11 protein-coding genes are annotated in these 12,658 nt (G+C 70.9%); 5 read left to right on the forward strand and 6 right to left on the reverse strand.

What is annotated here, in order from left to right; genetic code table 11:
* The first annotated feature begins 244 nt into the window (after nt 1–244).
* Nucleotides 245–1,309, forward strand: a complete 1,065-nt coding sequence (locus RCR19_RS15255) for a serine hydrolase domain-containing protein (protein WP_331265660.1) — start codon at nt 245–247, stop codon at nt 1,307–1,309.
* A 108-nt stretch (nt 1,310–1,417) separates the two neighbouring features.
* Here RCR19_RS15255 and RCR19_RS15260 read toward each other — a convergent pair whose 3' ends face one another.
* Complete coding sequence (locus tag RCR19_RS15260; protein WP_331265661.1) at nt 1,418–3,124, reverse strand: glycerol-3-phosphate dehydrogenase/oxidase; 1,707 nt, start codon at nt 3,122–3,124, stop codon at nt 1,418–1,420.
* A gap of 258 nt (nt 3,125–3,382) precedes the next feature.
* On the opposite strand from RCR19_RS15260, the gene RCR19_RS15265 reads away from it, so the two are divergent.
* The gene (locus RCR19_RS15265) at nt 3,383–4,591 is read left to right on the forward strand and encodes a nucleotide sugar dehydrogenase (protein ID WP_331265662.1); all 1,209 of its coding nucleotides are present in this window, start codon (nt 3,383–3,385) and stop codon (nt 4,589–4,591) included.
* A 128-nt stretch (nt 4,592–4,719) separates the two neighbouring features.
* On the opposite strand, the gene RCR19_RS15270 is transcribed toward RCR19_RS15265, so the two are convergent.
* The 4 genes from RCR19_RS15270 to RCR19_RS15285 all read right to left on the reverse strand — a co-directional run bounded on the left by RCR19_RS15270 (nt 4,720) and on the right by RCR19_RS15285 (nt 9,193).
* Nucleotides 4,720–5,844 (reverse strand): GuaB3 family IMP dehydrogenase-related protein, encoded by a 1,125-nt coding sequence (locus tag RCR19_RS15270; protein WP_331265663.1) that lies wholly within the window; start codon nt 5,842–5,844, stop codon nt 4,720–4,722.
* Between the two features lie 161 nt (nt 5,845–6,005).
* A complete protein-coding gene (gene guaB, locus RCR19_RS15275; RefSeq protein WP_331265664.1) occupies nt 6,006–7,514 on the reverse strand; it encodes an IMP dehydrogenase in 1,509 nt (502 codons plus the stop codon).
* Between the two features lie 234 nt (nt 7,515–7,748).
* Nucleotides 7,749–8,324: a sigma-70 family RNA polymerase sigma factor gene (locus RCR19_RS15280; protein ID WP_059127219.1), complete on the reverse strand. Its 576-nt coding sequence runs from the start codon at nt 8,322–8,324 to the stop codon at nt 7,749–7,751.
* 257 nt (nt 8,325–8,581) lie between these two features.
* The gene (locus tag RCR19_RS15285) at nt 8,582–9,193 is read right to left on the reverse strand and encodes a response regulator transcription factor (RefSeq protein WP_003948568.1); all 612 of its coding nucleotides are present in this window, start codon (nt 9,191–9,193) and stop codon (nt 8,582–8,584) included.
* A gap of 381 nt (nt 9,194–9,574) precedes the next feature.
* On the opposite strand from RCR19_RS15285, the gene RCR19_RS15290 reads away from it, so the two are divergent.
* A complete protein-coding gene (locus RCR19_RS15290; protein WP_331265665.1) occupies nt 9,575–9,907 on the forward strand; it encodes a WhiB family transcriptional regulator in 333 nt (110 codons plus the stop codon).
* Nucleotides 9,908–10,075: 168 nt separating this feature from the next.
* On the opposite strand, the gene RCR19_RS15295 is transcribed toward RCR19_RS15290, so the two are convergent.
* Entirely contained in the window at nt 10,076–10,972 is an 897-nt protein-coding gene (locus tag RCR19_RS15295) for a LysR family transcriptional regulator (protein ID WP_059127217.1), read from the reverse strand.
* Nucleotides 10,973–11,052: 80 nt separating this feature from the next.
* On the opposite strand from RCR19_RS15295, the gene RCR19_RS15300 reads away from it, so the two are divergent.
* Together RCR19_RS15300 and RCR19_RS15305 are read left to right on the forward strand one after the other, a co-directional pair.
* A complete protein-coding gene (locus RCR19_RS15300) occupies nt 11,053–11,727 on the forward strand; it encodes an MOSC domain-containing protein (RefSeq protein ID WP_331265666.1) in 675 nt (224 codons plus the stop codon).
* An 89-nt stretch (nt 11,728–11,816) separates the two neighbouring features.
* A complete protein-coding gene (locus RCR19_RS15305; RefSeq protein WP_331265667.1) occupies nt 11,817–12,590 on the forward strand; it encodes an SDR family oxidoreductase in 774 nt (257 codons plus the stop codon).
* Nucleotides 12,591–12,658 lie beyond the last annotated feature (68 nt).

Genomic DNA, 12,658 nt, shown 5'->3' on the forward strand with positions numbered 1-12,658 from the left:
CCATTGTCCCTCACGCACGGACCGTCCAACGCCCAGGGTGCCCCTGATCCCGCGGCTCGCCCCGCGCCCGAGGACGTCCCTCCGCACGAACACCGCGCCGTCGAGGCCTCGGGGTGCGCCACGGTGCCCGGCACGGGCCGCCGTCACGCCCCTGCCCCGCCGCCGGAGCCGGTGCCACGCGGGCCCTGCCCGACCCCGTCACAGGGTCGTCCTCCATGATGGGCCGCGACGAGGAAGGAATCCGATGCCGCTGCGCCGGACACCCCGGACCCGGACCCTATTGGGCGTACCGGTATGCCTGGCGCTGCTCGGAATCGCCCCGGGCGGCTCGCAGGCCCGCCTGCCCGTGGAGACGGACGTCGTCCTGCCCCGGCTCGCGGTGGAGGCCAGCGCGCCCGCGGCCTCGGCCGCGCTGCTGGCCCGGGACGGGACGGACTCGCACTTCGCACACGCCGGTCCCGGGATCGCCCGCGCCGACCACTTCCGCGCCGGCAGCGTCACCAAGACCTTCATCGCCACGGTGGTACTGCAACTGGCCGCCGAGCACCGGCTGTCCCTGTCGGACTCGGTGGAGGACCATCTGCCGGGGCTGGTACGCGGCGCGGGCAACGACGGCCGCACGCTGACCCTGCGCGCCCTGCTCACCCACACCAGCGGCCTGGCCGACTTCACCGCGGACACCAAGGGTCTCGTCCCCCTGACCCCGCTCCAGGCCGTGCGCATCGCACTCGCCCACCCGCCGACCGCGCGGGGTCGCTTCGCGTACTCCAACACCAACTACGTCCTGCTCGGCATGATCGTCCAGCAGATCACCGGTCGCTCGTACGCCGTCGAGGCCGAGCGGCGCATCATCGCTCCCCTCCGGCTGACGGGCACGTCCTTCCCGGGCGGCCGCACCGCCCTTCCCGCGCCGCACGGCCGCGCCTACGCCGCCGACGGGTCCGACGTCACCGAGCTCGACCCCCGCGTGGCCGGGGCGTCCGGCGAGCTGGTGACCACGCTGGCCGATCTCGACCGCTTCTACGCGGCCCTGCTCGGCGGCGCACTGCTGCCCCGGCGCCAGCTCGGCGAGATGCTCGACACCCGCGCCGCACAGGGCGTGTACGGCATGGGGCTCTATCCGGAGAAGCTTTCGTGCGGCACGACGGTGTGGGGACACGACGGGCGGATCTCCGGCAGTTATGTGCGCAGCGCGGCGACCGTCGACGGCCGACACGTCCTCACCTTCCGTGTCGACACGGATGGATTCGAGGACCCCGGACTGGAACGGGCCCTGCTCACGTCGGAGTTCTGCCCCCGCACCTTCTAGAGCGGCCCTGCTCGCGGGGGCCGTCCCGGACCGCCTCACTCGTCCGGGCGATCCGGTCCCGCACCCGGGGGTCCGGCCCGCGGCGGCGGTGAGCGGTGTGGTGTCCGACTACAGCGGCACGATGTCCGGTGCGCCGAGCCGGGCCGCGTCCGCCGTCAGATCGTCCGGCTGCCGCTGCGACTCGCGCTCCGCCTCCACCCGCTTGTCGTAGTGCTCGATTTCCCGTTCTATCTGGTCCCGGTCCCAGCCGAGCACCGGCGCCATCAGCTCGGCCACCTCCCGGGCGCTGCGCGTGCCGCGGTCGAACGTCTCGATGGAGATGCGCGTCCGCCTGGTCAGCACGTCGTCGAGGTGCCGCGCGCCTTCGTGCGAGGCGGCGTAGACGATCTCCGCACGCAGATAGTCGTCCGCCGCCTGGAGCGGCTCGCCCAGCGAAGGATCGGCCACGATCAGGTCGAGCACCTCCTCGGCCAGCGACCCGTAGCGGTTCAGCAGATGCTCCACCCGCACCACATGAAGGCCCGTGCGCTCCGCTATCCGCGCCCGCCCGTTCCACAGCGCCCGGTAGCCCTCGGCGCCGAGCAGCGGGATGTCCTCGGTGACGCACTCGGCCACGCGCCGGTCGAGGCCGCGTACCGCCTCGTCGACGGCGTCCTTGGCCATCACCCGGTAGGTGGTGTACTTGCCGCCCGCCACCACCACGAGACCCGGCACCGGGTGGGCCACGGTGTGCTCGCGGGACAGCTTGCTGGTGGCGTCCGACTCCCCGGCGAGCAGGGGCCGCAGGCCCGCGTACACGCCCTCCACGTCGTCCCGGGTGAGCGGGACCGCGAGCACCGAGTTCACATGCTCCAGCAGATAGTCGATGTCCGCGCTGGAGGCCGCCGGGTGCGCCTTGTCGAGGTTCCAGTCGGTGTCGGTCGTGCCGATGATCCAGTGCCTGCCCCACGGTATGACGAAGAGGACGGACTTCTCGGTGCGCAGGATCAGGCCGGTCGACGAGCTGACCCGGTCCTTCGGTACGACCAGATGGATGCCCTTGGACGCCCTGACGTGGAACTGCCCCCGCTCGCCGACCATGGCCTGGGTGTCGTCCGTCCACACCCCGGTCGCGTTCACGATCTGGTGGGCGCGGATCTGGTACTCGCCGCCTCCTTCCACGTCCTGCACCGTGGCACCGACGACCCGCTCGCCCTCGCGCAGGAATCCCGTCACGCGCGCGCGATTGGCGACCTTCGCCCCGTACCAGGCGGCCGTGCGGACCAGGGTGGCGACATAGCGGGCGTCATCCATCTGCGCGTCGTAGTACTGCAGGGCGCCGACCAGCGAGCCCTTCTTCAAGCAGGGGGCGACGCGCAGCGCGTGACTGCGGGTCAGGTGCCGGTGCAGCGGAAGGCCGCGGCCGTGGCCGCGGGCCATCGACATGGCGTCGTAGAGCGCGACGCCGGAACCCGCGTACAGCCGCTCCCAGCCCTTGTGCTGGAGCGGGTACAGAAAGGGGACCGGTTTCACGAGGTGCGGGGCCAGACGCTCCAGCAGCAGCCCGCGCTCCTTCAGCGCCTCGCGCACCAGCGCGAAGTCGAGCATCTCCAGGTAGCGCAGGCCGCCGTGTATGAGTTTGCTGGACCGGCTGGAGGTGCCCGACGCCCAGTCACGCGCCTCCACCAGGCCCGTGGACAGACCGCGTGTGACGGCGTCCAGCGCGGTGCCGGCGCCGACCACTCCCGCGCCCACCACCAGCACGTCCAGCTCGCGCTCGGCCATCGCCGCCAGTGACTCGGCGCGTTGCGCCGGCCCCAGTGTCCCTGTCCTCACCGCTGCCTCCCGCTCAGTCGCGCTGGCCACACCCGTCCGGCGAAGCCCGGCTCATCTCCCCATGCCCAAAGTCTGACCGTGATGCCCGACTTCGGCCACCACGCACCCGCGGCCTGTGGACAACACTCACGGAAACGCGCCACGTCAATCCCGCAAATCGGTCATATTTACTCCTAGTGTGACATTGCGCTCCCTCATTGTGTCCACAGGGCTTGCGCACCACATCCGACTCGGCTACTGAGAAGGACGGCCCACTCCATGCCCGCAGATCTCGCCGTCATCGGACTCGGCCATCTGGGCCTTCCCCTGGCCCAGGCCGCCGTCGCCGCCGGTATCTCCACACTCGGGTACCGGACGGGGCCGGAAGCCGGTTCCCTCACCGCCGCCGAACTGCGTCGCATGCTCTCGCGGGGATTCCGTCCGACCACCAACCCGGCCGAACTCGGCCGCGTCCGCACCGCCGTCATCTGCGCGCCCGCCCAGCGCGGCGCCGACGGCACCATCGACCTCGGCCAGGTGGAGGCGGCCGCCCGCACCCTCGCCGAACAGCTCCGCCCGCACACCACCGTGATCCTGGAGTCGCCGGTGCCGCCCGGCACCACGGAGCAGTTCCTGCGCCCTCTGCTGGAGGAGGGCTCCGGGCTGCGCGCCGGACGCGACTTCCACCTCGCCTGCTCGCCCAGCCGGGTCGATCCGGGCAACCGCGACTTCGGGGCCGCCAACACACCCAAGGTGATCGGCGGTCTCACCCCCGCCTGCACCGAGTCCGCCGCCACCTTCTACGGACGCCTCACCGACAAGGTGGTACGCGCGCGTGGGCCCCGCGAGGCGGAGACCGTGCAGGTACTGGAGACGAACTACCGTCAGGTCAACATCGCCCTGGTCAACGAGATGGCGGTCCTCTGCCACGACCTGGGGGTCGACCTGTGGGACGTCATCCGCTGCGCGGAGACCAAGCCGTTCGGTTTCCAGGCCTTCCGCCCCGGCCCCGGCACCGGCGGCCACGCCGTCCCGCAGGACCTGGCGGGTCTGACCGGCCGCACCCTGCGCATGGTCGAGCTGGCGCAGCAGGTCAACAACCACATGCCCCAGTACGTCGTCCAGCGGGCCGCCACCCTGCTGAACGAGCACGGCAAGTCGGCCCGCGGCGCCCGTGTCCTGCTGCTGGGCGTCACCTACAAGCCGGACCTCGCCGACCAGCAGGGCTCCCCCGCGCCCGAGATCGCGCTGCGCCTGATGCAGCTGGGCGCCTCCGTCAGCTACCACGACCCGCACGTCCCCGCCTGGAGCGTCCTGGACCGCCCGATCCCGCGCGCGGACTCCCTCTACGAGGCGGCGGCGGGCGCCGACCTGACGATCCTGCTCCAGCACCACCGCACGTACGACCTCCAGGGCCTGTCGGTGAAGGCGCAACTGCTGCTGGACACACGGGGCGCCACACCCACCGGGGCGGCCCATCGGCTGTGAACCGGACGCACGCTCGGCGCCCGTCCCCGATCGCACCCCGCCCGCGGCATCGGGCACGCGAAGGGGCCCGTCCACCCCGACGGGTGGACCGGGCCCCTTCAGTGCTTCGCGCGCGGTGCGCCGTCACCTCACCGCTTGTGCTGCGAGTCCGCCACCGTCACCTCGACCCGCTGGAACTCCTTCAGTTCGCTGTAGCCGGTGGTGGCCATGGCGCGGCGCAGGGCACCGAAGAAGTTCATCGAGCCGTCCGGGGTGTGCGAGGGGCCGGTGAGGACCTCCTCGATGGTGCCGACCGTGCCGAGGTCGACCTTCTTGCCGCGCGGCAGCTCCTCGTTGACGGCCTCCATGCCCCAGTGGTGGCCCTTGCCGGGTGCGTCCGTGGCACGGGCGAGCGGCGAGCCCATCATGACGGAGTCGGCACCGCAGGCAATCGCCTTGGGCAGGTCGCCCGACCAGCCGACGCCGCCGTCCGCGATCACGTGCACATACCGGCCGCCGGACTCGTCCATGTAGTCGCGCCGGGCCGCCGCCACGTCCGCGACCGCGGTGGCCATGGGGACCTGGATGCCGAGCACGTTGCGCGTGGTGTGCGCGGCGCCGCCGCCGAAGCCGACCAGCACACCGGCCGCGCCGGAGCGCATCAGGTGCAGGGCGGCGGTGTAGGTGGCGCAGCCGCCGACGATCACCGGGACGTCGAGCTCGTAGATGAACTGCTTCAGGTTCAGCGGTTCGTGCGAGTGGGAGACGTGCTCCGCCGACACCGTCGTACCGCGGATGACGAAGATGTCCACGCCCGCGTCCACGACGGCCTTGGAGAACTGTGCCGTGCGCTGCGGGGAGAGCGCGGCCGCGGTCACCACCCCGGAGTCGCGCACCTCCTTGATCCGCTGCCCGATCAGCTCCTCCTTGATGGGAGCCGCGTAGATCTCCTGGATCCGGCGCGTCGCGGACTCGGCGGGCAGCTCGGCGATCTCGTCGAGCAGCGGCTGCGGGTCCTCGTACCGCGTCCACAGGCCCTCGAGGTTCAGCACGCCGAGGCCGCCGAGCTCACCGATGTGGATGGCGGTGGCCGGGGAGACGACCGAGTCCATGGGGGCGGCCAGGAAGGGCAGCTCGAAACGGTAGGCGTCGATCTGCCAGGCGATCGAGACCTCCTTCGGGTCCCGCGTACGGCGGCTGGGGACGACGGCGATGTCGTCGAAGGCGTACGCCCGGCGGCCGCGCTTGCCGCGCCCGATCTCGATCTCAGTCACGTCTGTGGCCTTTCCCTGATGCGTTTCAGCGTCTTCCAGTATCGCCGACGCCATTGCCGGAGGGCGCCCCGGATGTACGGCGAGGGCGGTCCCGGAAGCTCCGGGACCGCCCTCGGACGCGGTCTCGCCCGCGTGTCACACCCGCTCCACGCGGGCGTGGATCACTTCTTGCCGCTGTAGTTCGGTGCCTCGACCGTCATCTGGATGTCGTGCGGGTGGCTCTCCTTGAGGCCCGCGGAGGTGATCCGGACGAACTGCCCCTTCGTCTGGAGGTCCGGCACCGTCCTGCCGCCGACGTAGAACATCGACTGGCGCAGACCGCCGACCAGCTGGCGGACCACCGAGGACAGCGGGCCGCGGTAGGGCACCTGGCCCTCGATGCCCTCGGGGATCAGCTCGTCGTCGGAGGCGATGCGCTCCTGGAAGTAGCGGTCCTTGGAGAAGGACTTGCGGTCGCCCCGGGACTGCATGGCGCCCAGCGAGCCCATGCCGCGGTACGACTTGAACTGCTTGCCGTTGATGAAGAGCAGCTCTCCGGGGGACTCCTCGCAGCCGGCCAGCAGCGAGCCCAGCATCACCGTGTCGGCGCCGGCGACCAGTGCCTTCGCGATGTCGCCGGAGTACTGCAGACCACCGTCGCCGATGACCGGGACACCGGCCTCCTTGGCGGCCAGCGCCGCCTCGTAGATGGCGGTGACCTGCGGGACGCCGATGCCGGCGACCACCCGGGTGGTGCAGATGGAGCCTGGGCCGACCCCGACCTTGATGCCGTCCACGCCGGCGTCGATGAGCGCCTGGGCACCGTCGCGGGTGGCGATGTTGCCGCCGATGACGTCGACGCCCGAGGAGTTCGACTTGATCTTGGCGACCATGTCGCCGACCAGTCGCGAGTGGCCGTGCGCGGTGTCGACGACGATGAAGTCGACGCCCGCCTCGATCAGGGCCTGGGCACGCTCGAAGGCGTCACCCGCGACACCCACGGCGGCGCCGACGATGAGGCGGCCCTCGGGGTCCTTCGCCGCGTTCGGGTACTGCTCGGCCTTCACGAAGTCCTTGACCGTGATCAGGCCCTTGAGGACGTTCTCGTCGTCGACCAGCGGAAGCTTCTCGATCTTGTGGCGGCGCAGCAGCTGCATGGCCTCGTCGCCGGTGATGCCCACCCGACCGGTGACCAGCGGCATCGGGGTCATGACCTCGCTGACCCGGCGCGAGCGGTCGCTCTCGAAGGCCATGTCGCGGTTGGTGACGATGCCGAGCAGCTTGCCCGCCGGGTCGGTGACCGGGACACCGCTGATGCGGAACTTCGCGCACAGGGCGTCCGCCTCGCCGAGCGTGGCGTCCGGGTGGATGGTGATGGGGTTGGCCACCATGCCGGACTCGGAGCGCTTGACGAGGTCGACCTGGTTGGCCTGGTCCTCGATGGACAGGTTGCGGTGCAGCACCCCGACGCCGCCCTGGCGCGCCATCGCGATCGCCATCCGCGACTCGGTCACCTTGTCCATGGCGGCGGACAGAAGCGGGATGTTGACCCGGACGTTCCTGGAGACGTACGAGGCGGTGTCGATCTCGTCGGGTGCCATGTCGGACGCGCCCGGCAACAGCAGCACGTCGTCGTAGGTCAGCCCGAGTGTCGCGAACTTCTCGGGCACTCCGTCGACGTATGCAGTCATGACACCTTCCCCAAATGGCCTTGATCGGTGCGGATGTCCATGCTAACGGGAAGCACGGCTCTCTCATTCCACGGTTCGATGTGACCCTCGGCTTCGTATGTTCGTACGGAACCGAGGGGACGCCTGTTCATATGGGGGGCCGGGGCACGGATCGCCGTGCTCGGCCGGTACCGCCCCGGAGCCGACGGATCATGACCGCCAGGGCGCCCGCCGTACCGCCGGGGGAAGCCGCGTCTACTGCTCCGCGAGCGCGCGCAGCCGACTCAGGGCCCTGTGCTGGGCCACCCGCACCGCTCCCGGTGACATTCCCAACATCTGACCCGTCTCCTCGGCAGTCAAGCCCACCGCGATGCGCAGCAGGAGCAGTTCCCGCTGGTTCTCGGGCAGGTTGGCCAGGAGCTTCTTGGCCCATTCGGCGTCGCTGCTGAGCAGCGCGCGCTCCTCGGGCCCGAGGGAGTCGTCCGGGCGCTCCGGCATCTCGTCCGACGGGACGACCGTCGAGCCGGGGTGACGCATCGCCGCGCGCTGAAGGTCAGCGACCTTGTGCGCGGCGATCGCGAAGACGAAGGCCTCGAAGGGGCGCCCGGTGTCCTTGTAACGCGGCAGCGCGAGGAGGACGGCGACGCAGACCTCCTGCGCCAGGTCCTCGACGAAGTGCCGGGCGTCTCCGGGCAGACGGGACAGCCGCGTACGGCAGTAGCGCAGCGCCAGTGGATGGACGCGCGCGAGCAGGTCATGGGTCGCCTGCTCGTCGCCGTCGACGGCACGATGGACGAGCGCACCGATCACCGTTGTCTCGTCGTCGCGCATCGGTCCATGGTGCCTTGGCGTCGTCCGGTCCGTGGCACCGCGTCCGTAGTTGTGCACCGAAGCGTTATGAGCAGGTGCGCCGGAACTCATCTCCTGCGCCCTCCCCTCCCGCTCGATCGACTCGTCCCCGAGGAACTCCACACCTCCAAGGATGCGGCATCCGCGGCGAAACGAGCAGCGGGCACCCGGCGGGCCGTGTTGCCAACCCCGCCCACCGTGCGGTAGGCGGGGATCTGCGTACCCCCGCGGTGATCCACTTAACGGACCAGGCCCCACCGGAAGCCGAGCGCCACGGCGTGCGCGCGGTCCGAGGCGCCGAGCTTCTTGAACAACCGCCGGGCGTGCGTCTTCACGGTGTCCTCGGAGAGGAAGAGCTCGCGACCGATCTCCGCGTTGGAGCGGCCGTGGCTCATGCCCTCGAGCACCTGGATCTCACGCGCGGTGAGTGTCGGCGCGGCGCCCATCTCGGCGGAGCGCAGCCGCCGCGGCGCGAGCCGCCAGGTGGGGTCGGCGAGTGCCTGCGTCACGGTCGCCCGCAGCTCGGCGCGCGAGGCGTCCTTGTGCAGATATCCGCGCGCGCCGGCGGCCACCGCGAGCGCCACACCGTCCAGGTCCTCGGCGACGGTGAGCATGATGATGCGCGCACCGGGGTCGGCGGACAGCAGACGCCGCACGGTCTCGACGCCGCCCAGACCGGGCATGCGTACGTCCATCAGAATCAGGTCCGAGCGGTCGGCCCCCCAGCGGCGGAGGACTTCCTCGCCGTTGGCCGCCGTCGTCACGCGCTCGACGCCGGGCACGGTCGCCACCGCGCGGCGGAGCGCCTCTCGGGCAAGCGGGGAGTCGTCGCAGACGAGGACGGATGTCATGACCGCCCTCCGCAGCTGATGCGCGTCACCTTGAGCCTCCAGGCTGGTACGAATCGTCACCTGTGCGGTCGACGCCCTCGGACGCCTGCCCGAGCGCTTGTTGTTTCAACCGCCTCCGCACTCTCAACGATGGTCACTCGAAAGAGTTACGGTGCAGCAAGCCATCTTCGGCACTGTACGTGAGGGCTCGGACACGGTGCAGACATGCGCGGCGGACCCTCGAACTTTCACCACAACCTATGCCCCATTTAGCCGTTTTTCTTCCCGTTTGCTGGTGTCTAGGGCTAGATTCGCAATGAGTCATATTTTCATCTCCTAAGATCGTCGTTGTACGGTCGGGGACACACATATCCGCCCAGAACGGCAACAAGGGGACACGCAATGGCAGATTTCTCCCGCCTTCCCGGTCCGAACGCGGATCTGTGGGACTGGCAGCTCCATGCGGCCTGCCGTGGAGTCGACAGTTCGCTCTTCTTCCATCCGGAGGGCGAACGAGGGGCGGCCCGGAGCGCTCGTGAGAACTCGGCCAAGGAGGTCTGTATGAGGTGCCCCGTACGCGCGGAGTGCGCGGCCCACGCACTGGCGGTGCGCGAGCCGTACGGCGTGTGGGGCGGGCTGACCGAGGACGAACGGGAAGAACTCATGGGACGGGCGCGGAACCGGCTGGTACCGGCCTCCACGACCAGTGGGGGCAGTAGCCACTCGAACAACTGAAGGAACGTTTCTTCACTACGGGCGCGCACACGTGTGCCCATTTTTGGCGTGGGCACCGCCCGGGAGGCGGTTCGGGGGCGAGGGGTACAGGGGGACTTTTCTGGGGGATGGAGCGCAGGGACCGCTCCCTGGGGGACCGCTCCGCATCCGGAGGATCCGCTCCTGCCTCTATCGGCGCGCCGCCCGCGCCAGTTCCTCGAGCGTCGCCGCCACCGCGGGCACCTGTGCCAGATCCGGCAGGGTGAGCGCGACGATCTCCCGCCGTACCGCGGGCTCCAGGGTGACGGGCCGCGCACCCCTCGGCCGCACGGACTCGATCGCGAGCTGCGGCAGTACGGCCACACCGAGACCGGCGCCGACCAGGCCGACCACCGCCGGATAGTCGTCGGTCGCGAAGTCGATACGGGGCGTGAAGCCCGCGCTCTCGCATGCCTGCACCAGTTGCCCACGACAGCGCGGGCAGCCCGCGATCCACGGTTCCCCGGCGAGCTCGCCGATGGCGACCGACTCCGCGCGCGCCAGCCGGTGCCCCTCGGGAACGAGCCCGACGAGACGGTCGACGAGCAGTGGGCGGACGACCAGGTCGTCCCACTCCTCGGCGCCGGCGGCCCCTTCGTAGCGGAACGCGAGCGCGATGTCGCAGTCTCCCGCGCGCAGCGTCTCCACCGACTCGGGCGGTTCGGCCTCCTCCAGGGAGACGCGGGTGCCGGGATGCGCGGCCCGCAGGGCGGCGAGCGCGGTGGGCACGAGGGTGGAACTGCCGCTCGGGAAGGAGACGAGGCGGACCCGGCCGGCCCTCAGTCCCGCGATGGCGGCGACCTCCTCCTCGGCGGCGGTCAGCCCGGCGAGGATGCCCGCCGCGTGCCGCACCAGCGCCTCGCCGGCCTGGGTCAGACGCATCTCGCGGCCGTTGCGGACGAGCAGGGGGGTACCGGCCGACGCCTCGAGCGCCTTCATCTGCTGACTGACCGCGGGCTGGGTGCAGCCCAGCTCGCGCCCTGCCGCGGAGAAGGAACCGGTGGCGGCCACAGCGCGCAGCACACGGAGATGTCGAGCCTCGATCACCGTGCAAGCATAAGGGAATCTTGGACAAGGCGGCAGATATTGCATCGACGCTTTGACCTTTCGTCCCCTACGGTGCGGACATGAAGCTTCTGTCTCTGAATCTGGGCCGGCCCGTGGCCGTCGACTACACCGACCAGCCGCTGGGGATGACGGGCATCGACAAGCGGCCCGCGGACGGGCCGGTGCGCGTGACCGCCCCCGGGCCCAAGGGAACCGGCGCGAGCGGGCTGGCCGGGGACGCGGTGTGCGACCTTCGGCATCACGGCGGCGACGACCAGGCGGTGTACGCGTTCGCCCGTGAGGACCTGGACGCGTGGGAGCGCGAGCTCGGCCGCCCGCTGCCGAACGGCTCGTTCGGCGAGAACCTCACCACGGAGGGACTCGACGTGTCCGGCGCCCTGATCGGCGAGCGCTGGCGCGTCGGCTCGGAGTTGGTGCTCGAGGTGACCTCCGGGCGGATCCCCTGCCGCACCTTCCAGGGACACCTGGGCGAGCGGGGCTGGGTCAGGCGGTTCACGCACCGGGGGGCACCGGGAGCGTATCTGCGCGTGATCGAACCGGGTGAGACGCGGACGGGCGACCCCATCGAGATCGTGCACCGGCCCGGGCACGACATCACCGTCGCCCTTCAATTCCGCGCGTCCACCACGGAACGACATCTGCTGCCGGACCTGTTGGCGGCGGGCGAGGCGCTGCACCCGGAGACCGCCGCGGCGGCACGTCGTTACATGCAGATGCGCCCCGCCGGGAACTGACGTACCGCACAGGGACGTTGGCGGTGGAGCCGGCGGAATGCCCGGTCCGGCAGGCGGACTCGATCCGTCCGGGTCACTATCGTTGGCCCATGACAACGGCTCTGATTACAGGAGCGACCGCGGGCATCGGCGCCGCGTTCGCACGGCGGCTGGCCGCCGACGGCCATGACCTCGTCCTGGTGGCGCGCGACACCAAGCGGCTGCGCGAGCACGCGACGGAGTTGCACGACCGGCACGGCATCGAGGCGGAGGTGCTGACCGCGGACCTCGCCACCGACGAGGGCATCGATGCGGTGGCCGCGCGCCTGTCCGAGCTGAAGAACCCGGTCGACCTGCTCGTCAACAACGCGGGCTTCGGCAACAAGGGCCACTACCTCGACGTACCCATGGCGGACGAGCTGCGCATGCTCAAGGTGCACTGCGAGGCGGTGCTGCGGCTGACGAGCGCGGCGGCGGAGTCGATGCGCACCCGCGGCCGCGGCGGGATCGTCAACGTGGCCTCGGTGGCGGCGTTCGTCCCGCGCGGCACGTACGGCGCGTCCAAGGCGTGGGTCGTGCAGTTCACCCAGGGCGCGGCACGGGAACTGGCCGGATCGGGCGTACGGCTGATGGTGCTGTGCCCCGGCTTCGTACGCACGGAGTTCCACGATCGCGCCGGAATGGGGACGGAGAGCATCCCCGGCTGGATGTGGCTGGACGCCGACAAGCTGGTCGCCACCGCACTCGCGGATCTGGCCCGGGGCAGGACGGTGTCCATTCCCGACCCTCGCTACAAGGCGCTGATGGGCGTGGTCAAGGTGACGCCGCGTGCGCTGCTGGGCGGGATCACCACCCGGACGGGGCGCAGGTTCGGACCGCAGTAGCAACCGGGCACGGCCGTGCGGTGCCGCAGGCGCGGGCCGCTGCGGGAGAGGTGACGCCGTCCCTCGGG

Source organism: Streptomyces sp. WAC07094 (assembly GCF_036320405.1).
In the GTDB taxonomy this organism is placed as follows: domain Bacteria; phylum Actinomycetota; class Actinomycetes; order Streptomycetales; family Streptomycetaceae; genus Streptomyces; species Streptomyces lannensis.